Source organism: Lelliottia sp. RD5, from assembly GCF_056032945.1.
Genome location: NZ_JBVYHQ010000001.1, coordinates 40,453 through 60,485 on the forward strand (window position 1 = coordinate 40,453; position 20,033 = coordinate 60,485).

Annotated in this window: 20 protein-coding genes; 11 read left to right on the plus strand and 9 right to left on the minus strand. The window is 53.6% G+C overall.

Annotated features, from left to right (window positions below; all coding sequences use genetic code 11):
• The first annotated feature begins 39 nt into the window (after positions 1-39).
• The 3 genes from znuA (at position 40) to lpxM (ending at position 3,412) form a co-directional block, all read left to right on the plus strand.
• Positions 40-984, plus strand: coding sequence for a zinc ABC transporter substrate-binding protein ZnuA (gene znuA, locus AC0LWE_RS00190; protein ID WP_219347644.1), 945 nt, complete (start codon positions 40-42; stop codon positions 982-984).
• Positions 985-999: 15 nt separating this feature from the next.
• Positions 1,000-2,319 carry a murein DD-endopeptidase MepM gene (mepM, locus tag AC0LWE_RS00195; protein WP_131487904.1) on the plus strand — a complete coding sequence of 440 codons (1,320 nt, stop codon included), beginning with the start codon at positions 1,000-1,002 and terminating at the stop codon, positions 2,317-2,319.
• 121 nt (positions 2,320-2,440) lie between these two features.
• Positions 2,441-3,412, plus strand: coding sequence for a lauroyl-Kdo(2)-lipid IV(A) myristoyltransferase (lpxM, locus tag AC0LWE_RS00200; RefSeq protein ID WP_131487906.1), 972 nt, complete (start codon positions 2,441-2,443; stop codon positions 3,410-3,412).
• Positions 3,413-3,461: 49 nt separating this feature from the next.
• Here lpxM and pyk read toward each other — a convergent pair whose 3' ends face one another.
• Positions 3,462-4,904, minus strand: a complete 1,443-nt coding sequence (gene pyk / locus AC0LWE_RS00205; protein ID WP_059179714.1) for a pyruvate kinase — start codon at positions 4,902-4,904, stop codon at positions 3,462-3,464.
• 106 nt (positions 4,905-5,010) lie between these two features.
• The gene (locus AC0LWE_RS00210) at positions 5,011-5,880 is read right to left on the minus strand and encodes a MurR/RpiR family transcriptional regulator (RefSeq protein WP_174343334.1); all 870 of its coding nucleotides are present in this window, start codon (positions 5,878-5,880) and stop codon (positions 5,011-5,013) included.
• 357 nt (positions 5,881-6,237) lie between these two features.
• Here AC0LWE_RS00210 and zwf point away from each other — a divergent pair, with 357 nt between their 5' ends.
• The 3 genes from zwf (at position 6,238) to kdgA (ending at position 10,440) form a co-directional block, all read left to right on the plus strand.
• Complete coding sequence (gene zwf, locus AC0LWE_RS00215; RefSeq protein ID WP_131487908.1) at positions 6,238-7,713, plus strand: glucose-6-phosphate dehydrogenase; 1,476 nt, start codon at positions 6,238-6,240, stop codon at positions 7,711-7,713.
• Between the two features lie 234 nt (positions 7,714-7,947).
• A complete protein-coding gene (gene edd / locus AC0LWE_RS00220; protein WP_174343333.1) occupies positions 7,948-9,759 on the plus strand; it encodes a phosphogluconate dehydratase in 1,812 nt (603 codons plus the stop codon).
• A gap of 39 nt (positions 9,760-9,798) precedes the next feature.
• On the plus strand, positions 9,799-10,440 hold the full coding sequence (gene kdgA, locus AC0LWE_RS00225) for a bifunctional 4-hydroxy-2-oxoglutarate aldolase/2-dehydro-3-deoxy-phosphogluconate aldolase (protein WP_216981264.1): 642 nt from the start codon (positions 9,799-9,801) through the stop codon (positions 10,438-10,440).
• A 34-nt stretch (positions 10,441-10,474) separates the two neighbouring features.
• Here kdgA and purT read toward each other — a convergent pair whose 3' ends face one another.
• On the minus strand, positions 10,475-11,653 hold the full coding sequence (gene purT / locus AC0LWE_RS00230; RefSeq protein ID WP_219347645.1) for a formate-dependent phosphoribosylglycinamide formyltransferase: 1,179 nt from the start codon (positions 11,651-11,653) through the stop codon (positions 10,475-10,477).
• A 176-nt stretch (positions 11,654-11,829) separates the two neighbouring features.
• On the opposite strand from purT, the gene AC0LWE_RS00235 reads away from it, so the two are divergent.
• Both AC0LWE_RS00235 and ptrB read left to right on the plus strand, forming a co-directional pair.
• A complete protein-coding gene (locus AC0LWE_RS00235) occupies positions 11,830-12,480 on the plus strand; it encodes a tellurite resistance TerB family protein (RefSeq protein WP_216981266.1) in 651 nt (216 codons plus the stop codon).
• 87 nt (positions 12,481-12,567) lie between these two features.
• A complete protein-coding gene (ptrB, locus tag AC0LWE_RS00240; protein ID WP_219347646.1) occupies positions 12,568-14,643 on the plus strand; it encodes an oligopeptidase B in 2,076 nt (691 codons plus the stop codon).
• On the opposite strand, the gene exoX is transcribed toward ptrB, so the two are convergent.
• The 3 genes from exoX to AC0LWE_RS00255 all read right to left on the minus strand — a co-directional run bounded on the left by exoX (position 14,625) and on the right by AC0LWE_RS00255 (position 16,309).
• Positions 14,625-15,287, minus strand: a complete 663-nt coding sequence (gene exoX, locus AC0LWE_RS00245; RefSeq protein WP_219347647.1) for an exodeoxyribonuclease X — start codon at positions 15,285-15,287, stop codon at positions 14,625-14,627. The genes ptrB and exoX overlap by 19 nt on opposite strands.
• A gap of 24 nt (positions 15,288-15,311) precedes the next feature.
• The gene (locus AC0LWE_RS00250; RefSeq protein WP_216981268.1) at positions 15,312-15,968 is read right to left on the minus strand and encodes a carbon-nitrogen hydrolase family protein; all 657 of its coding nucleotides are present in this window, start codon (positions 15,966-15,968) and stop codon (positions 15,312-15,314) included.
• 110 nt (positions 15,969-16,078) lie between these two features.
• Positions 16,079-16,309: a DNA polymerase III subunit theta gene (locus tag AC0LWE_RS00255; protein ID WP_131487922.1), complete on the minus strand. Its 231-nt coding sequence runs from the start codon at positions 16,307-16,309 to the stop codon at positions 16,079-16,081.
• A 137-nt stretch (positions 16,310-16,446) separates the two neighbouring features.
• Between AC0LWE_RS00255 and yobA the strand changes: the two genes are divergently transcribed.
• From yobA to AC0LWE_RS00270, 3 genes are read left to right on the plus strand one after another with little or no spacing between them, the layout of a single operon-like run.
• A complete protein-coding gene (yobA, locus tag AC0LWE_RS00260) occupies positions 16,447-16,821 on the plus strand; it encodes a CopC domain-containing protein YobA (RefSeq protein WP_059179724.1) in 375 nt (124 codons plus the stop codon).
• A 1-nt stretch (position 16,822) separates the two neighbouring features.
• A complete protein-coding gene (copD, locus tag AC0LWE_RS00265; protein ID WP_216981269.1) occupies positions 16,823-17,695 on the plus strand; it encodes a copper homeostasis membrane protein CopD in 873 nt (290 codons plus the stop codon).
• Positions 17,696-17,709: 14 nt separating this feature from the next.
• Entirely contained in the window at positions 17,710-18,048 is a 339-nt protein-coding gene (locus AC0LWE_RS00270) for a YebY family protein (protein WP_216981270.1), read from the plus strand.
• Between the two features lie 320 nt (positions 18,049-18,368).
• On the opposite strand, the gene AC0LWE_RS00275 is transcribed toward AC0LWE_RS00270, so the two are convergent.
• The 3 genes from AC0LWE_RS00275 to AC0LWE_RS00285 all read right to left on the minus strand — a co-directional run bounded on the left by AC0LWE_RS00275 (position 18,369) and on the right by AC0LWE_RS00285 (position 20,002).
• A complete protein-coding gene (locus tag AC0LWE_RS00275; protein WP_279062917.1) occupies positions 18,369-19,454 on the minus strand; it encodes a tyrosine-type recombinase/integrase in 1,086 nt (361 codons plus the stop codon).
• Positions 19,423-19,695: an excisionase gene (locus AC0LWE_RS00280; RefSeq protein ID WP_279062915.1), complete on the minus strand. Its 273-nt coding sequence runs from the start codon at positions 19,693-19,695 to the stop codon at positions 19,423-19,425. The genes AC0LWE_RS00275 and AC0LWE_RS00280 overlap by 32 nt, the downstream gene beginning before the upstream one ends.
• A gap of 64 nt (positions 19,696-19,759) precedes the next feature.
• Positions 19,760-20,002: a DUF4060 family protein gene (locus AC0LWE_RS00285; protein ID WP_279062914.1), complete on the minus strand. Its 243-nt coding sequence runs from the start codon at positions 20,000-20,002 to the stop codon at positions 19,760-19,762.
• Between the last annotated feature and the right edge of the window lie 31 nt (positions 20,003-20,033).

Below are 20,033 nucleotides of genomic sequence, written 5' to 3' on the forward strand. Positions count from 1 at the left end.
ATCACATCCAACTCATTCATTACGATCATAAGTTGCATTATGTTACATAAAAATACGCTTCTTTTCGCAGCATTATCCGCTGCCCTTTGGGGTAGCGCAGCACAAGATGTTAACGCCGCCGTTGTCGCTTCGCTTAAGCCGCTGGGATTTATCGCCTCTGCCATCGCCGATGGCGTCACTGAAACGCAGGTATTGCTGCCTGACGGTGCTTCAGAACATGACTATTCACTGCGTCCATCTGATGCAAAACGCTTACAGAACGCGGACTTAGTGGTGTGGATTGGTCCGGAGATGGAAGCCTTCATGCAGAAATCCGCGAGCCAGACACCTGAGCAGAAAAAGGTCACTATCGCTGAACTTGCCGGTGTGAAACCGCTGCTCATGAAAGGGGCAGATGACGACGATCATGATGAAGGGCACAACCATGGTGAAGGTGAAAAAGGTGACGACCATCACCATCATGGGGAGTACAACATGCATCTTTGGCTTTCTCCAGAGATAGCGCGGCTCTCAGCGGTTGCAATCCACGATAAATTAGTGGAACTTATGCCGCAAAGTCGAGCCAAACTAGACGCCAACCTGAAAGATTTTGAGGCAAAATTAGCCGCAACCGATAAGCAGGTAGGTAACGAGCTCGCACCGTTGAAAGGAAAAGGGTATTTCGTTTTTCATGATGCTTATGGCTACTATGAAAAACACTACGGTCTGACCCCGCTGGGGCATTTCACCGTCAACCCGGAAATTCAACCTGGTGCGCAGCGTTTACATGAAATAAGAACACAGTTGGTTGAGCAAAAAGCGACATGCGTTTTTGCTGAGCCACAGTTCAGGCCAGCGGTCGTTGAAGCCGTGGCCCGGGGGACTTCCGTGCACATGGGAACCCTGGACCCGCTTGGAACCAATATTACGTTGAGTAAAACGAGCTACTCGCAGTTTCTCAGCCAATTGGCGAACCAGTATTCAAGCTGCCTGAAAGGAGATTAACGAGGAAGTGAATACGTGCAACAGATAGCCCGCTCTGTCGCCCTGGCATTTAACAATCTGCCTAGACCCCACCGCGTCATGCTGGGGTCTCTTACAGTTCTCACTTTAGCGGTCGCCGTCTGGCGGCCCTATGTGTACCACCCGCATTCAGCCCCTATCGTTAAAACCATCGAGCTGGAAAAGAGTGAAATCCGCTCGTTGTTACCTGAAGCCAGCGAGCCCATCGATCAGGCTCCGCAGGAAGATGAAGCGATCCCTCAGGATGAGCTGGATGACAAAACCGCAAATGAAGCCGGTATCCATGAATACGTCGTGTCGACAGGGGATACACTCAGCAGCGTATTGAATCAGTACGGCATTGAGATGGGCGATATCAGCCAGCTTGCTGCCTCAGATAAAGAATTACGCAACCTAAAAATTGGTCAGCAGCTCTCCTGGACCCTGACTAACGACGGCGATTTACAGCGCCTGACCTGGGAAGTCTCCCGGCGCGAAACCCGTACCTACGATCGTGCTGGAAACGGTTTCAAGATGACCAGCGAAATGCAGCAGGGCGACTGGGTTAATAACGTGTTGAAAGGCACCGTTGGCGGCAGTTTTGTGGCCAGCGCCCGTGACGCCGGTTTAACCAGCGGTGAAATCAGCTCCGTCATCAAAGCGATGCAGTGGCAAATGGATTTCCGCAAACTGAAAAAAGGCGACGAGTTTTCTATTTTGATGTCCCGCGAAATGCTGGACGGCAAGCGCGAGCAGAGTCAACTGATGGGCGTGCGTTTACGCTCTGAGGGTAAAGATTATTATGCGATTCGCGCAGAAGACGGCAAGTTCTACGACCGTAACGGGACTGGACTTGCTAAAGGATTCCTGCGTTTCCCAACGTCGAAGCAATTCCGAATTTCCTCCAACTTTAATCCACGCCGTCTGAACCCGGTGACGGGACGCGTCGCGCCACACCGTGGTGTTGACTTCGCGATGCCGCAAGGTACGCCAGTGCTCTCGGTGGGTGATGGTGAAGTAGTGATTGCTAAACGCAGCGGCGCGGCAGGGTATTACGTTGCCGTTCGTCACGGTCGCACCTACACCACCCGCTACATGCACCTGCGTAAACTGCTGGTTCAGCCGGGTCAGAAGGTGAAACGTGGCGACCGCATTGCGCTTTCCGGCAATACCGGACGCTCAACGGGGCCACATCTGCACTATGAAGTGTGGATTAACCAGCAGGCGGTTAACCCGTTGACGGCTAAATTGCCGCGTACCGAAGGGCTGACAGGTAAAGATCGCAGCGATTACCTGGCACAGGTGAAAGAAGTGATGCCGCAACTGCGTTTCGACTAGTTTTATCGCGTTTTGAAAAGCCGGTGCGAACATGCGCCGGCTTTTTCTTTTGTGCCTTTGAGCCTCCCTCGCTAAACTACCTCATTATTATTTTGTGCGTCACCAGACCCTGGAACCAGCAATGGAAACCCAAAAAAACAATATTGAATACATTCCCGAGTTTGAGAAATCCTTTCGCCATCCGCGCCACTGGGGGGCCTGGCTTGGTGTCTACGCCTTTGCTGGCATCGCCTTACTTCCCGCCGCTGTGCGCGATCCTGTGCTGGGTAAAATAGGTTTGCTTGCCGGTCGATTGGGAAAAAGCGCCCGTCGCCGCGCACAGATTAACCTGTACTACTGTTTCCCGGAAAAAACCGACGCCGAACGCGAAGCGATTATTGATGTCATGTTCACCACTGCGCCGCAGGCGATGGCGATGATGGGGGAACTGGCGTTACGCGGGCCCGAAAAAGTGATCAATCGCGTCGACTGGAAAGGGCTGGAAATCATCGAGGAGATGCGTCGCAACGATGAGAAGGTGATTTTTCTGGTGCCGCACGGCTGGGCGGTGGATATTCCCGCGATGCTAATGGCGTCGCAGGGCCAGAAGATGGCGGCGATGTTCCATAACCAGGGCAACAAGATTTTCGATTACGTGTGGAATACAGTACGCCGCCGCTTTGGTGGGCGTTTGCATGCGCGTAACGATGGGATTAAACCCTTTATCAAATCTGTTCGTCAGGGATATTGGGGCTACTATTTGCCGGACCAGGATCATGGGGCTGAGCACAGCGAATTTGTTGATTTCTTTGCCACCTATAAAGCCACGCTGCCCGCGATAGGCCGCTTAATGAAAGTGTGTGGTGCCCGCGTCATACCTCTCTTCCCGGTCTACGATGGGAAAACGCATCGACTGACCATTGAAGTCCGCCCGCCGATGGATGATTTGCTCACCGCAGACGATCATACGATTGCGCGTCGCATGAATGAAGAGGTCGAAATTCTGGTGGGGCCGCATCTGGGGCAGTACACCTGGATACTCAAACTTCTGAAAACGCGTAAGCCAGGCGAAAAAGAGCCTTACAAACGCAAAGAGTTATACCCGAAGAAATAAAAAATCCCCCGGAAACGGGGGATTTTTTTATGCGCGACAGCTAACGCATTTACTCGACGGTCATGACACGCGTCGTGTTTGTTGAGCCAATGGTGCTCATTACGTCGCCCTGGGTGACGATAACGATATCGCCAGACACCAGATAGCCTTTGTCTCGCAGCAAGTTAACGGCATCGTTAGCAGCCGCAACGCCATCACTGGTGCTGTCGAAGTACACCGGCGTGACGCCACGGTACAGCGTCGTCAGGTTCAGCGTGCGCTCGTGGCGGGACATGGCGAAGATAGGCAGACCAGAGCTGATACGTGACGTCATGAGTGCCGTACGGCCTGATTCCGTCATAGTAATGATGGCGGTTACGCCTTTCAGATGGTTTGCCGCGTACATGGCGGACATGGAAATCGCTTCTTCCACATTGTCGAACTGAATATCCAGGCGGTGCTTAGACACGTTAATGCTTGGGATCTTCTCAGCGCCCAGGCACACACGCGCCATGGCAGCAACGGTTTCAGCAGGATATTGACCCGCTGCGGTTTCCGCCGACAGCATCACGGCATCGGTCCCATCCAGCACGGCGTTTGCCACGTCCATCACTTCTGCACGCGTTGGCATTGGATTGGTAATCATTGACTCCATCATCTGAGTCGCGGTGATCACCGAGCGGTTCAGCTGACGCGCACGGCGAATCAGCGCTTTCTGGATCCCAACCAGTTCCGGATCGCCAATTTCAACACCCAGATCGCCACGCGCCACCATCACTACGTCGGAGGCCAGAATCACATCATCCATTGCGTCCTGGCTGCACACGGCTTCTGCACGTTCGACTTTCGCGACAATTTTGGCATCGCAGCCAGCATCGCGCGCCAGACGGCGTGCATAATTCAGGTCCTCGCCGCAGCGCGGGAAGGAGACGGCCAGATAGTCGACGCCGATTTGCGCGGCGGTGATGATGTCGGCTTTATCTTTCTCAGTCAGCGCTTCTGCGGACAGGCCGCCGCCCAGTTTATTGATGCCTTTGTTGTTTGACAGTGGGCCGCCCACCGTGACTTCGGTGAACACTTTCATGCCCTGAACTTCCAGCACTTTCAGCTGTACGCGACCATCATCAAGCAGCAGGATATCGCCCGGCACAACGTCAGCGGGGAGACCTTTATAGTCAATGCCGACTCTCTCTTTGTCGCCTTCACCTTTACCCAGGTTGGCATCCAGGAGGAACTTGTCGCCGATATTGAGGAAAACTTTGCCTTCTTTAAATGTCGACACGCGGATCTTCGGACCCTGCAGGTCACCGAGGATAGCCACGTGACGCCCCAGTTTAGCCGCGATCTCACGGACTTTGTCTGCACGTAATTTGTGGTCTTCTGGTGTACCGTGAGAGAAGTTCATGCGTACCACGTTGGCGCCTGCGGCAATAATTTTCTCGAGGTTATTATCGCGGTCAGTAGCCGGACCTAAGGTGGTAACGATCTTGGTTCTGCGAAGCCTTCTGGACATGTAATACTCCGTTGACTGAAACAACTTTGGTGTTGCGTGAACATTGATTCGGCGCTGTGTAGAAACTTACCGAATACCGAAAAAAGTAACAACCTTATAACATCATTTAGGGTACATCGCCCTTAATGAGCAACTCTTTATCAAAACGCGATTCCTTAAGCGCTTCTTTGACCCGCTTCAAGTTATCTCGGAATTTTGCCCCACGACGCAGCGTAAAACCGGTTGCCAGCACGTCAATGACGGTTAATTGCGCCAGTCTGGACACCATCGGCATGTAGACGTCCGTATCTTCCGGTACGTCGAGCGTAATGGCTAGGGTCGCTTCTCGTGCCAGTGGGGTGCCAGCTGTGGTGATTGCGATGACCATGGCATCGTTTTCACGCGCTAACTGCGCCAGTTCTACCAGACTTTTGGTCCGCCCGGTGTGCGAGATAAGCACGACCACGTCATCCTCATCACAATTCATACAGCTCATGCGTTGCAGGACGATGTCATCAGAATAGATAACCGGCACGTTAAAACGGAAAAATTTGTTCATCGCATCATGCGCGACTGCGGCCGATGAGCCAAGGCCAAAGAAGGCAATCTTTTTCGCCTGGGTCAGCAAATCCACGGCGCGATTGACTGAGGCTCTGTCCAGCGACTGGCGGACGTGATCCAGCGTCGCCATCGCCGATTCAAAAATTTTACCGGTGTAGGCTTCGACGCTGTCATCTTCATCGACATTGCGATTTACATAAGGCGTGCCGTTTGCCAGACTTTGCGCCAGATGCAGTTTAAAATCAGGAAAACCGCGTGTCTCCAGACTGCGGCAAAACCGGTTTACGGTGGGTTCGCTCACACCGGATTCTTGTGCCAGCGTGGCGATGCTTGAATGAATGGCCTGAGCAGGGGAGGCGAGAATAACTTCAGCCACTTTCCGCTCGGATTTGCTAAGGTGTTCCAGTTGAAACTGGATTTTTTCCAGCATGTTCATTATGACAAGGCGCTCACGTGTGGAAGCGATTTCATTAATAGAAGAAATCGTGATTCTAATGAGGAAGAATATACCCCTCTAGCCTGGCCGAGGGCTAATTAACGACATCAAAAGTTGTTGTATTTTTTCATTACTTGATCGCTGTCGAGTTTTGGCAAAATCAGGTCGAACAAAGATTCAACGGTTTCATCCTTATTCCCCTAACTGAAACGCATAATGAGCGAAAAAACGCGTTATCGCACGTGAGGATAAGCGCAAATGGTTTCGGGAATGACGTAAAAGCAGTACAGTGCGTTGTAATAAAATTACAACGATATCCTGGCATAAGCACCAGGGAATCCAACTGAGGAGAATGACATGGCGGTAACGCAAACAGCCCAGGCATGTGACCTGGTCATTTTCGGCGCGAAAGGCGATCTTGCACGTCGTAAATTGCTGCCTTCCCTGTATCAACTGGAAAAAGCAGGCCAGATTCACCCGGATACCCGCATCCTGGGCGTGGGTCGCGCTGACTGGGACAAAGACGCTTACACCAAAGTGGTGCGCGAAGCGATCGAGACTTTCATGAAAGAGAAAATTGATGAAAGTTTATGGGATACGCTGAGCGGTCGTCTTGATTTCTGCAACCTGGATGTCAACGATACCACCGCGTTCGGACGCCTCGGTAAGATGCTTGACCAGGAAAATCGCGTAACGATTAACTATTTTGCCATGCCGCCAAGTACGTTTGGTGCGATCTGCAAAGGCCTGGGTGAAGCGAAACTCAACGCAAAACCAGCGCGTGTGGTGATGGAAAAACCGCTGGGAACCTCGCTGGCGACGTCACGCGAAATCAACGATCAGGTGGGCGAATATTTCGAAGAGTGTCAGGTCTATCGTATCGACCACTATCTCGGCAAAGAGACGGTACTGAACCTGCTGGCGCTGCGTTTTGCAAACTCCCTGTTTGCCAATAACTGGGATAACCGCACTATCGATCACGTCGAAATCACCGTGGCCGAGGAAGTGGGCATTGAAGGCCGTTGGGGCTATTTCGACCAGGCCGGTCAGATGCGCGACATGATCCAGAACCACCTTCTGCAAATTCTGTGCATGATTGCGATGTCTCCACCGTCTGACCTTTCAGCGGATAACATCCGTGATGAGAAGGTGAAAGTGCTGAAGTCGCTGCGCCGTATCGATCGCTCGAACGTGCGTGAGAAGACCGTTCGTGGGCAGTACACCGCTGGCTTTGCGCAGGGTAAAAAAGTACCGGGCTATCTGGAAGAAGAGGGCGCGAATAAGTCCAGCAACACTGAGACCTTTGTCGCTATCCGCGTGGATATCGATAACTGGCGCTGGGCGGGTGTCCCGTTCTATCTGCGCACCGGGAAACGCCTGCCGACGAAATGTTCCGAAGTGGTGGTGTATTTCAAAAATCCAGAGCTGAATTTGTTCAAAGAGTCCTGGCAAGAACTGCCGCAGAACAAGCTGACCATCCGCTTGCAGCCTGACGAAGGTGTCGATATTCAGGTTCTGAACAAAGTGCCGGGGCTGGATCACAAGCACAACCTGCAGACCACCAAGTTGGATCTGAGTTACTCCGAAACCTTCAACGAAACGCACCTTGCCGATGCTTACGAGCGTCTGCTGCTGGAAACCATGCGCGGTATTCAGGCGCTGTTTGTGCGTCGCGATGAAGTTGAAGAGGCATGGAAATGGGTCGACTCCATTACGGAAGCGTGGGCCGCCGATCAGGATGCGCCTAAACCGTATCAGGCGGGCACCTGGGGACCCGTGGCATCTGTCGCGATGATCACCCGTGACGGCCGCTCCTGGAACGAGTTTGAGTAATTCTGGCGGATAATCCTAAGGGGTTATTTTACCGGTAACATGATCTAACACAGATTGTGGCACAATTTTTAAGCATTTAAGCTCCGTGTGGATTCACCCACGGAGCTTTTTTTATTACACTAGCCTCAGTGATTTTGCCCCTGAGCTCCTGACCACAAGCGTTTCAGCCTTGTTAATACATGCGCATCACCTTGTTAACCATGAGCACGGACAGATAAATTTGAGGAGCCCTTTATGAATCCAGTAATGTTACGGGTAACACAGCGTATTATCGAACGCTCGGAAAAGACACGTTCTGCCTATCTCGCCCGCATCCAGCAGGCCAAAACCGACACGGTACATCGCTCCCAACTGGCCTGCGGTAATCTGGCCCACGGGTTTGCTGCCTGTCAGCCAGAAGATAAAGCGTCGCTGAAAAGCATGCTCCGTAACAATATTGCGATTATCACCTCTTACAACGACATGCTGTCCGCGCATCAACCCTACGAACACTATCCGGAGATCATCCGTAAAGCGCTGCACAGCGCCAACGCAGTCGGGCAAGTCGCAGGCGGCGTTCCGGCCATGTGCGACGGTGTCACGCAGGGGCAGGACGGCATGGAGCTGTCACTGCTGAGCCGCGAAATCATTGCCATGTCAGCAGCGGTCGGTTTGTCGCACAACATGTTCGATGGCGCGTTATACCTGGGCGTCTGCGATAAAATCGTCCCGGGTCTGGCGATGGCCGCGCTCTCATTCGGCCATTTACCGGCTATTTTCGTGCCGTCTGGCCCGATGGCGAGCGGCCTGCCGAACAAAGAAAAGGTGCGTATTCGTCAGCTTTATGCCGAGGGCAAAGCCGATCGTATTGCCCTGCTTGAAGCAGAAGCGGCCTCTTATCACGCACCGGGCACCTGTACCTTCTACGGCACGGCCAACACCAATCAGATGGTCGTGGAATTTATGGGTATGCAGTTGCCGGGTTCATCGTTCATTCAACCGGATGCCCCGCTGCGCCAGGCGCTGACTGAAGCGGCAGCGCGTCAGGTCACGCGCTTGACCGGCAACGGAAACGAGTGGATGCCGCTTGGCAAAATGGTTGACGAAAAAGTGGTGGTGAACGGTATTGTCGCGTTGCTGGCGACGGGCGGGTCAACGAACCACACCATGCATTTGGTGGCGATGGCGCGCGCGGCAGGCATTCTGATTAACTGGGATGACTTCTCTGAGCTTTCCGATGTGGTTCCGCTGATGGCGCGTCTCTATCCGAACGGCCCGGCAGACATCAACCACTTCCAGGCGGCAGGTGGCGTACCGGTTCTGATCCGCGAGTTGCTGAAAGGCGGTCTGCTGCACGAAGACGTTAACACCGTTGCGGGCTTTGGCCTGCAGCGCTACACCATGGAACCATGGCTGAATAACGGCGAACTGGACTGGCGCGACGGTGCGCGTGAGCCTCTCGATGAAGCCGTTATCGCGACGTTTGATAAACCCTTCTCCCGCCATGGCGGCACCAAAGTATTGAGCGGAAATCTTGGTCGCGCGGTCATGAAGACGTCTGCGGTGCCGGTTGAAAACCAGGTGGTAGAAGCGCCGGCCGTTATTTTTGAAAGCCAGCACGATGTTTTGCCTGCTTTCGAAGCGGGACTGTTAAACAAAGACTGCGTGGTGGTGGTGCGTCATCAGGGACCAAAAGCGAACGGCATGCCAGAATTACATAAACTTATGCCGCCACTTGGTGTATTATTGGACCGCTGTTTCAAAATTGCGTTGGTCACCGATGGACGACTCTCTGGCGCATCAGGTAAAGTGCCATCAGCGATTCACGTCACGCCCGAAGCCTATGATGGTGGATTGCTGGCGAAAGTCCGCGATGGCGACATCATCCGCGTGAATGGCCAGACAGGCGAATTGACCCTGCTGGTGGATGAAGCCGAACTTGAAGCCCGTAAGCCGCATATTCCTGACCTGAGCGCGTCGCGTGTGGGAACAGGGCGCGAAATGTTCAGTGCGCTGCGCGAGAAACTTTCCGGCGCTGAACAGGGTGCGACCTGTATTACGTTTTAAGACGACAAGAATTATCGATCTGGCGAGAGAAAAACACTGATGAAAAACTGGAAAACAAGTGCGGAAGCAATCCTGACAACCGGTCCTGTAGTGCCGGTTATCGTGGTGAATAAACTGGAGCACGCCGTTCCGATGGCGAAAGCACTGGTTGCAGGTGGGGTTCGTGTTCTGGAAGTGACGCTGCGTACGCCATGCGCAATGGATGCCATCCGTGCCATTGCGAAGGAAGTCCCTGATGCAATTATCGGTGCCGGTACCGTGCTGAATCCACAGCAGCTGGCTGAAGTGACTGAAGCAGGCGCGCAGTTTGCCATCAGCCCGGGCCTGACTGAGCCACTGCTGAAAGCGGCAACAGAAGGTTCTATCCCGTTGATTCCTGGGATCAGCACGGTTTCTGAACTGATGCTGGGTATGGACTACGGTCTTAAAGAGTTCAAATTCTTCCCGGCGGAAGCGAATGGCGGCACTAAAGCGCTGCAGGCGATTGCAGGCCCGTTCTCTCAGGTGCGTTTCTGCCCGACTGGCGGTATCTCTCCGGCAAACTACCGCGATTACCTGGCGCTGAAAAGCGTACTGTGTATCGGTGGTTCCTGGCTGGTTCCGGCGGATGCGCTGGAAGCGGGCGACTGGGAGCGCATTACCAAACTGGCGCGCGAAGCAGTCGAAGGCGCGAAGCAGTAAGACCATCAAAAACGGGCCAAACGGCCCGTTTTGTTTATCCTCTGACGATCACACTCGCACTGGCCTTTTTCGCTCTCGCAACAGCCTCTTCTACGCTGTCCGCTACTGCTAACGTCACGCCCAGACGACGCGAACCGTCAATTTCCGGCTTGCCAAACAAACGTACCTGCAGACCTGCACCCACGGCAGATTCCACGCGATCAAACATTACGTTTTGACTGGTGAGCTTTGGCAGGATCACGGCGGACGCGGCCGGACCGTACTGACGAATTCCGCCCACAGGCAACCCCAGGAATGCGCGCACGTGCAGCGCAAACTCTGATAAATCCTGAGAGATCAGCGTCACCATGCCGGTATCGTGCGGGCGAGGGGACACTTCGCTGAAAATGACGTCGTCGCCACACACAAACAGTTCCACTCCAAACAGGCCGAAACCGCCCAGTGCGATGACCACTTTGCGGGCGATCTCCTGCGCGCGCTCAAGCGCCAGAGCGCTCATTTGCTGCGGCTGCCAGGATTCACGGTAATCCCCGTCTTCCTGACGGTGTCCAATCGGGTCGCAGAAATGCACGCCATCAACTGCGCTTACCGTGAGCAGGGTGATTTCGAAATCAAACTTCACCACCCCCTCGACGATAACGCGTCCGGCGCCCGCACGGCCACCCTGTTGGGCGTAGTCCCAGGCTTTATCCAGTGTGCTTTCATCGCGAATAAAACTCTGCCCTTTACCCGAGGAACTCATTACCGGTTTAATGATGCACGGGTAACCAATCTCTTCTACAGCCTGCAGGAAATCGGCTTTACCGTCCGCGAAGCGGTAGCTTGACGTCGGGATTGCCAGCTCTTCCGCCGCAAGACGGCGTATGCCTTCACGGTTCATGGTCAGCTTCGCGGCGCGAGCGCAAGGCACAACGCGTTGGCCTTCCGCTTCCAGTGACAACAATGTGTCCGTCGCGATGGCTTCAATTTCCGGCACGACATAGTCAGGATTCTCGCGTTCGATCAGTGCGCGAAGGGCATCGCCATCCAGCATATTGATAACGTACGACCGATGCGCGACGTGCATGGCTGGGGCATCGGGATAACGATCGACGGCGATCACTTCGATGCCCAGACGCTGGCATTCAATGGCCACTTCTTTTCCCAGCTCGCCTGAACCTAACAGCATGACGCGCGTGGCTGCCGGACGCAGCGCAGTTCCTAAACAAGTCATAAAATCCCCCTGAAAAAGTTGCGCGCAGTATATACGAAAACGTTTGCGTATGTCTTCATCCGGGGAAGGTAATGATGCCTGGCGAGGAAATTTGCGCTTCTTTTGCACGGACAGACATTTCCTGACATCACCTCGCTTAGGCTGTGATCATTGTGAACGGATAAGTGGGGAAAAATATGTCAGGCTGGTTAAATCAATTGCAGTCGATGTTAGGTCAAAAGGCGTCATCATCCGGCGAGCAGGGGCTGAGCAAACTACTGGTACCGGGTGCGCTGGGTGGTCTGGCAGGTTTATTGGTGGCGAACAAATCCTCGCGAAAGCTGTTGGCCAAATATGGCACCGGCGCACTGTTAGCCGGTGGAGGCGCCATTGCCGGAACGGTGCTCTGGAATAAATACAAGGATAAAGTCCGAACGGCCCATCAGGGCGAACCCCAGTTTGGACAACACACGTCGCCAATCGATGTGCGTACCGAGCGGTTAATTCTGGCGCTGGTCTTTGCTGCTAAAAGCGACGGACACATCGACGACCAGGAGCGCTCCGCCATTGAGCAGCAGATGCAGGAAGCGGGCGTTGAAGAGCAGGGTAGAGCGTTAGTCGCTCAGGCGATTGAACAGCCGCTGGATCCCGTGCGTCTGGCGCAAAGTGTGAAAAACGAAGAGGAAGCGCTTGAGCTGTACTTCCTCAGCTGTGCGGCCATCGACATCGATCACTTTATGGAACGCAGCTATCTGAATGCGCTGGGTGACGCGCTCAAAATTCCGCATGATGTTCGCGAAGGCATCGAAAAGGATATTCAGGCGCAAAAACAGGCATTACCGGGGTAAATTTCGCCTGCGGCTGTCACGTTTCGCTTGCATCATGCGTGTGTTTTGCCACCCTTATAGGGTGTAAAACATAAAAGAAACACTGATATGCTGCCAAAAGCCCGACGTATTCCAAAAGCGCTCACCACTCACGGTGACACGCGCATCGATAATTACTACTGGCTGAGGGACGATTCGCGCTCGCAGCCAGAGGTTCTCGACTACCTTCACCAGGAAAATGACTATGGCCGACAGGTCATGGCTTCTCAGCAGGCATTGCAGGATGAACTGTTGGCGGAAATGGTCGCGCGCGAACCGCAGCGTGATGTCTCTGCGCCCTGGACCCGAAACGGTTACCGCTATCGTCACATCTACGAACCGGGCAACGAATACGCTATTTATCAACGCCAGTCGGTATTGAGCGCCGAGTGGGACGACTGGGAAATCCTGCTTGATGCCAATCAGCGCGCTGCGCACAGCGAATTCTATACCCTCGGCGGGATGGGCATTTCACCTGATAACACCATTATGGCGTTGGCGGAGGATTATCTTTCTCGGCGGCAATATGGGCTGCGATTCCGCAATCTGGAGACCGGGAACTGGTATCCAGAGATGCTGGATAACGTCTCGTCAGCCTTCGTCTGGGCAAATGATTCAGAAACGGTGTATTACGTCAAAAAACACGCGTCAACGTTGCTGCCTTATCAGGTGTGGCGCCATACGGTGGGTACTTCCTCGGATAGCGATGAGCTGGTGTATGAAGAAAAAGACGAGACGTTTTACGTCAGTCTGCATAAAACCACCTCTAAACACTATGTGATTATCTCGCTGGGCAGTGCGACCACCACGGAAGTGCTGCTGCTGGATGCTGAATTGCCCGATGCCCAGCCGCTCTGTTTCTTACCGCGCCGTAAAGACCATGAATACAGTCTCGATCACTTCCAGCACTCTTTCTATCTGCGCTCTAACCGCGAAGGTAAAAACTTTGGCCTGTACAAAACCAAAGTGCGTGATGAACGTAAATGGGAAGTGCTGATCCCGGCTCGCGATCATGTCATGCTGGAAGGGTTTACCCTGTTCACCGACTGGCTGGTGGTTGAAGAGCGCCAGCGCGGGCTGACCAGCATTCGTCAAATAAACCGCAAAACGCGCGACGTGGTCGGTATTGCCTTTGACGATCCGGCTTACGTGACGTGGATTGGTCACAATCCCGAACCGGAGTCTTCGCGGCTACGCTACGGCTATTCATCAATGACCACCCCGGACACGCTGTTCGAACTGGATATGGATACCGGACAACGTCGAGTGATCAAACAGGCGGAAGTCACCGGGTTTGACGCCAGCCATTACCGCAGTGAACACCTGTGGGTGACGGCTCGCGACGGCGTAGAAGTGCCGGTGTCTTTGGTGTATCACAAAGATCATTTCCGCAAAGGCAAAAATCCCCTGCTGGTTTACGGCTACGGCTCGTACGGATCCAGCATGGATGCGGATTTCAGTAGCAGCCGGCTGAGCCTGCTCGACCGGGGATTTGTGTATGCCATTGCGCACATCCGCGGCGGCGGCGAACTGGGGCAGCAGTGGTACGAAGACGGCAAGTTCCTGAAGAAGAAAAATACCTTTAACGACTATCTCGACGTTTGCGACGATCTTATCGCGAAAGGCTACGGCGATCCTGACCTGTGCTTTGGCATGGGCGGCAGCGCGGGCGGGATGCTCATGGGGACAGTGATCAACCTGCGTCCGGAACGATTTAAGGGCATTGTCGCGCAAGTGCCTTTTGTCGACGTGGTGACCACCATGCTGGATGAGTCGATCCCCTTAACCACCGGCGAGTTTGAGGAGTGGGGCAATCCGCAGGATGAAACCTATTATCGCTACATGAAGGAATACAGCCCGTACGATAACGTTGTGCCCAAAGCCTATCCTCATATGCTGGTGACGACGGGCCTGCATGATTCCCAGGTGCAATACTGGGAGCCGGCAAAATGGGTGGCGAAACTACGCGAAGTGAAAACGGACGATAACTTACTGCTGCTCTGCACGGATATGGATTCCGGGCACGGCGGTAAATCCGGCCGCTTTAAATCTTATGAAGGGGTGGCGTTGGAATATGCCTTTATCATTGGCCTTGCGCAGGGGGCTTTGCAAGGCCGTTCAGCCGATCAGGCTTCGTCCAGATAATGGCGCAGCGTCAGGCGCAGCTCCGGGCTCATGCGTTCGAGGTTGTTGTATAACCAGCGCAAATATCCCGGATCGCGCTCTGCCACTTCGGACACCGCTTTCCCACGATATTTACCGAAGGTAAAGGTCGTCAACAGCGCCGGGCGGCCGGTGATGGTCGCCATCTCATCCGGCGTCCATCCCGAGTTATTCATGATATCGATGAGCAATGCTGCCGTGATATAGCAATCATAGAGTGCGCGGTGATGATGAAGACCTTCCGGCGTTTTCACGCTCAGCTTGCGGGATTTATACAGCGCCATATTGCTGTATTTAATCCCCGGCCATAAGCGCCGCGCCAGCTTCATGGTGCAGATCCATTCCCCGGGCATTTCGGGCAATACACGGCGGTCAAAGCTCGCGTTATGCGCGACATACCATGTGCTGCCGTAGTAGTTCGGGATCACCTCTTCAATCCACGGTTTATCGGCCACCATCGATTCAGTGATGCGATGGATCGCCATCGCCTGAGGGCTGATAGGACGATCGGGACGAACCAGGTGGCTCATCGGGTTAACTATCTGTCCGTTGATGACGTCAACAGACGCGACCTCGACAATTCCGCCCTGCAGATCGCAGGTTTCGGTATCGATGACACGCAGCATGGCTCGCTCCTGGCCTTAAAACGTTTAGCGTAATGGAATGATATCACCTTGCCAACCCTGCTTACCCCAGGAACCCGTTAATAAGAGTTCGCCTTTATCCGCGCGAACAATTAATTGGCCGCTCGCATCCCACAGCGCGCTGTTCCCGTAGGCATTCGCCATCAGGACGGCAATAGCGTATTTATGGGCGAAACGCTGCAAACGGCTAATCGAGTCGCGGCATCGCGTTTCACCGATTGCCTGACTGCTGGTAAATAATGCGGCCAGCGGATCGACAGGAGGGAGTTCTGCTTTGTTCTCAACGATGAGCAGGTGCGGGTCGTCTGCGGAAAGGTACGCACCGCTGCCCTGTTGATAGCACAACGGTCTGGACATTTTAGGGGAAAACAGCGCCACGCCTTTCTGGCGAATCCCTTTACTGTTGAGCGTTACGCCGGCGATCACCGTAATGTTGTGTGTGTGAACGGCGCGAACGACAGGCGCCAAATCGTGCTCACTGGGCGGGGCGACCAATAGACCACTCTCATTAGCAGGGCCCGTCAATGAGAGTTCTGGAAAGACCAGTAAATGGCACTGTTGGCGGGCAGCTGCGTCGATAAAGCGCAGGTGGTGTTGAACGTGGGCGTCAATGCCCTGACGGCCTGGGGTGTACTGAGCGGCGGCAACATTCCATGGAGACATCGTGATTTCCTTATACACTTCGTCGCAGAGATTCGATAATACACCTGAATACTTCAGGGTTTTCTTATCCTGCCACAATCCCTGTAAGGAAATGTCACCAGATGAAGCGTTTACTTAACTTTAGGTTCGTAAGGTAAGCGCGACAGCGTCACGGAGGCGAGGCGATGCGCAATCAGTCGTTCGCGAAACCAGTCGCGCAGATGAGCGGGCTGTTCGCGCTCGACCACTTCGGCAATGACAGGCATGTTATAGCGCTCTTTAAATGCCACGCCTGCCGCCGCCAAATCGATATTGACTTTATCCATTTCGTCCTGAGGAAGGGTCGCCAGATTAATCTTCATTCTCTTCTCCTGTTTTTGCGGCGCCAACGTTACCGCGGTTACATGTCGTTGACAAGCCGCCGGAGGATGATCCTCGACTCAGATATTATACAGCGTTATCCTCTGTCATATAGACATAACCAAAAGGAATGATTGATATGGTATTTACCGCATCCCGCGCGGCTTGCGCACTGACCTTTGTACTTGCCATTGTGACGGCTCCCGCAGCGCTGGCGCACGCGCATCTGAAACATCAATATCCCGCTGCTGACGCGGAAGTCGTCGCCGCGCCGCAGGCGCTCACGCTGAATTTTTCGGAAGGTATTGAACCAAAATTTAGCGGCATTTCGATCACGGGTGATAAGCAGCAAATCATTAAGGTCGGAACGGTGAAACGGGCTGAAAATGATAAAACTCAGCTCATCGCCCCGCTTGAGCAAGCATTAACCCCGGGGACCTATCAGGTGGATTGGCATGTAGTGTCCGTTGACGGTCACAAAACCAAAGGCAGTTATCACTTCAGCGTGAAATAACATGCTGGCATTCAGCTACGTCGCCCTGCGCTTTGTGCACTTCGCCGCGCTAATGCTGATTTTCGGTAACGCGTTGTATTGCGCGTGGCTGGCGCCTTCCTCGTTGCAGCGTCTGATGACGCGTCGCTTTCAGCGGCAGCAAAAAATCGCTGCCATCGCGAGTCTTGTGTCAGCGGTGCTGATGCTGGCGACGCAGGGCGGCTTAATGGGCGATGGCTGGGCTGACGTTTTCCGTCCTGAAGTTTGGATGGCGGTTGCCAGTACCCAGTTTGGCAGCGTCTGGCTGTGGCAGATTGTTTTTGCCGTGCTGACCGCATGTGCGGCGTGGATTGCCCCAATCAAAAGTGCGCGGCTGTTATTATTGCTGGCAGCCGGTCAGTTCGTGCTTCTGGCGGGTGTCGGACATGCGGCGATGCATGACGGCGCAGAGGGCGTTTTACAACGCGTCAATCATGCAATTCATCTGCTTTGTGCAGCAATGTGGGTGGGCGCGCTGCTGCCGCTCATTTTTTGTTTGCGTCTGGCTAAGGGGCGCTGGCGCAATCCGGCCATTTATACCATGATGCGTTTTTCCCGGATGGGTCACTACGCGGTGGCGGGTGTGATTTTATCCGGTATCGTTAACATGCTGTTGATCCTCGGAATAACCCTGCCATGGCGCACGGAATATGGGCAGATGCTTTTGTTCAAATGTGCGCTGGTGGCGCTAATGGTAGCCATTGCGCTGGTGAATCGGTATGTTCTGGTGCCACGATTCCGCCCTGATGCCGGGCGTGAGCAACAATTTTTTATCTGGATGACACAGGCTGAGGTTGTATTAGGGGCGCTGGTGCTGGCAGTAGTCAGTCTTTTCGCCACCTGGGAGCCTTTCTGACAAGGTTTAACGTTATGAAAAAAACAGTGCTTTCACTTTTATTGCTGGCATGTGCCAGTTCCGCGTTTGCTGCCCCACAGGTGATTACCGTGAGTCGCTTCGAAGTGGGTAAAGAAAAATGGGCTTTCAATCGGGAAGAGGTCATGCTCACCTGCCGTCCAGGCCATGCCCTGTACGCGATTAACCCCAGCACGCTGGTGCAATATCCACTGAACGATGTGGCAGAAAAGCAGGTAGCCAGCGGTCAAAGCAAGGGACAACCGATCGGCGTTATTCAGATTGATGACCCGGCAAACCCGAGCCAGAAGATGAGTCTTGCGCCCTTTATCGAGCGCGCCGATACGCTCTGTTAGACCACGCGTTTCCAATAAAAAACCGCAGGCTTCTTTCGAAAGCGTTGCGGTTTTTTTGTTTTGGGATGATCTAACGCTTTTTTTCTGACCACTTTAGTCGCGGACTGGAAAACCTGGCGTCGTCATCTATTCTTAGAGTGTCAGGCGTAGTTAGCCTGCATTAATGCCAACTTTTAGCGCACGGCTCTATCCCAAGAGCCATTTCCCTGGACCGAATACAGGAATCGTATTCGGTCTCTTTTTATCTATTTGTTTCTTAATGGGTTTTTCGGCCTAAACACGAATTCCCCCGAAAATTACTCGAACAATCCATATTCTGTCTAAACCATAACATACTCTGCACCGCGTGCGTCCAGGTATTTTTTAGTCATTGTTAAATTTTTGTGGCCAAGTAAACGCTGAGCAAATTCCTCTCCGCGCTCCTTTTCATAGAGCCGACTCGCCAGGCTCCTGATCTCATGGTAGGGCGGTGGATTAGGTCCGAAATTTAATGTCGTCGCATCCCTCACTTCCGAAAATGCCTGGGTCAATCCGTCAGGGGTTAAAGGTCCCGGTTTTCTGCCGCCGCGCCTGACCGGCGAGAAAAGCAGAAAATCGGATGGGTTATTGATCCGACAGCGCTCGATCACCTCACTTAACACCAGCCCTACAGCTTCCAGTTTCAAGTCCAATGGCAATGCCAACTTATGCCCCGTTTTCTCCTGCGTAACGAACAACCTGCCTTCTTTCACGTCACTGAACCTGAAAAGGGAAATATCCTCTCGGCGCTGCCCAGTGACCAGGGCTAGATCGCAAGCGTTCGGTAACCATTCCGAATGCGAAGCAGCTGCCGCTCGAATAACCAGAAAATGCTCCAGTAACAAACGCTCCCTTTTAACCTTGGGCGTCGGCGTTCGTGTCGGCTCGGCCGGGTTCCTCTCTATATGTCCTTCGACAATAGCCTCTCTGAAAATATCCAGCAAAACCGACCGCAAGCCGGCGGCCATACTTTTCTTGTCACAGAGGATATAGGTCTCCAGAAAAGTAGATATGTCCTTCGTGCTGACTGATGAAAGGGGCATCTTGCCGAATTCATCATTAATGGTGGAAATCTGGTTGCGCCTGACCTTCATCGTGTTTGGCTTTAACTCTCTTCTTTCCAGTATCACTTCATACCGTTCAAGCCACGCCTTGACCGTAAAGGTTGGTACATCCTTTATGCGGTCGAGTAGCGCTGAATGGAGGTAATTCTGGTCAATGTAGTTATTGGCCTCGATGGCCTGGGAGATGGCGTCTTTTCTGTCGATCCGGCCAAGAGATATTTCCTGGCCGGTTGTCGGATTACGCCAGCTATAGAGCCTGTCTCTTTTACGATAGGTCAGGTTACGGGGCAGGTTAGCGTCGTAACGAACTGGCCTTTTCGCCATTAGTCAGTCTCTCCAGTAGCGTGCCGCCAGCAGGCAGCGTCATGTGTTTTGCTTTGGCGCGCAGGTTCTTTTTACTCGGATCCACATAGATGGCTTCAGGATGAACCTTGTATTCCTTTCCGTGAAGTTCCGGCGCGGGGTATATCCGACCTTCTCGTGTCCAGCGGCGCAGCGTTGATAGCGAGGGTGGGGTCTCATACTTTTCTTGAGCCCATTCCTGCAAGTTGAGAAGCTTGGCCATATTACCTCCGGCTTCCGACAACTGATTATATAGTTGTCGGAGATTTGTCATTGAAATATTGGTATCAGGAAACCTGCCCGGGCAGAGAGCGGAGACGGCGCATGCCGGTCATTGCAGTGGCCACGTAGCTCGCCTTCCGGTTCACCACCTCCACCCAGACCTTCACGCCTTCAACCCTGACCGTATATGTCTCTTTCATCTTGCTGCGCCCGTAGTCGCCGTAGCGTTGCTGGTGGGCGGCGAGTGCGATGTCACATGCCTGGCGAGCTAAAGGGGATTGCTTACTGCCTCGATTGATCAGTCGCATGTTGTCTCCTTAAGGGGAGGGTTGCCCCTCC

Bases quoted from the DNA above. Each gene is read 5' to 3' on its own strand.
- yobA (WP_059179724.1), top strand. From the start codon at position 16,447: ATGGTATTTACCGCATCCCGCGCGGCTTGCGCACTGACCTTTGTACTT.
- AC0LWE_RS00275 (WP_279062917.1), bottom strand. From the start codon at position 19,454: ATGGCGAAAAGGCCAGTTCGTTACGACGCTAACCTGCCCCGTAACCTG.
- AC0LWE_RS00255 (WP_131487922.1), bottom strand. From the start codon at position 16,309: ATGAAGATTAATCTGGCGACCCTTCCTCAGGACGAAATGGATAAAGTC.
- edd (WP_174343333.1), top strand. From the start codon at position 7,948: ATGAATCCAGTAATGTTACGGGTAACACAGCGTATTATCGAACGCTCG.
- zwf (WP_131487908.1), top strand. From the start codon at position 6,238: ATGGCGGTAACGCAAACAGCCCAGGCATGTGACCTGGTCATTTTCGGC.
- AC0LWE_RS00280 (WP_279062915.1), bottom strand. From the start codon at position 19,695: ATGGCCAAGCTTCTCAACTTGCAGGAATGGGCTCAAGAAAAGTATGAG.
- ptrB (WP_219347646.1), top strand. From the start codon at position 12,568: ATGCTGCCAAAAGCCCGACGTATTCCAAAAGCGCTCACCACTCACGGT.
- AC0LWE_RS00250 (WP_216981268.1), bottom strand. From the start codon at position 15,968: ATGTCTCCATGGAATGTTGCCGCCGCTCAGTACACCCCAGGCCGTCAG.
- kdgA (WP_216981264.1), top strand. From the start codon at position 9,799: ATGAAAAACTGGAAAACAAGTGCGGAAGCAATCCTGACAACCGGTCCT.
- AC0LWE_RS00285 (WP_279062914.1), bottom strand. From the start codon at position 20,002: ATGCGACTGATCAATCGAGGCAGTAAGCAATCCCCTTTAGCTCGCCAG.
- AC0LWE_RS00210 (WP_174343334.1), bottom strand. From the start codon at position 5,880: ATGAACATGCTGGAAAAAATCCAGTTTCAACTGGAACACCTTAGCAAA.
- AC0LWE_RS00235 (WP_216981266.1), top strand. From the start codon at position 11,830: ATGTCAGGCTGGTTAAATCAATTGCAGTCGATGTTAGGTCAAAAGGCG.
- purT (WP_219347645.1), bottom strand. From the start codon at position 11,653: ATGACTTGTTTAGGAACTGCGCTGCGTCCGGCAGCCACGCGCGTCATG.
- exoX (WP_219347647.1), bottom strand. From the start codon at position 15,287: ATGCTGCGTGTCATCGATACCGAAACCTGCGATCTGCAGGGCGGAATT.
- znuA (WP_219347644.1), top strand. From the start codon at position 40: ATGTTACATAAAAATACGCTTCTTTTCGCAGCATTATCCGCTGCCCTT.
- lpxM (WP_131487906.1), top strand. From the start codon at position 2,441: ATGGAAACCCAAAAAAACAATATTGAATACATTCCCGAGTTTGAGAAA.
- AC0LWE_RS00270 (WP_216981270.1), top strand. From the start codon at position 17,710: ATGAAAAAAACAGTGCTTTCACTTTTATTGCTGGCATGTGCCAGTTCC.
- pyk (WP_059179714.1), bottom strand. From the start codon at position 4,904: ATGTCCAGAAGGCTTCGCAGAACCAAGATCGTTACCACCTTAGGTCCG.
- copD (WP_216981269.1), top strand. From the start codon at position 16,823: ATGCTGGCATTCAGCTACGTCGCCCTGCGCTTTGTGCACTTCGCCGCG.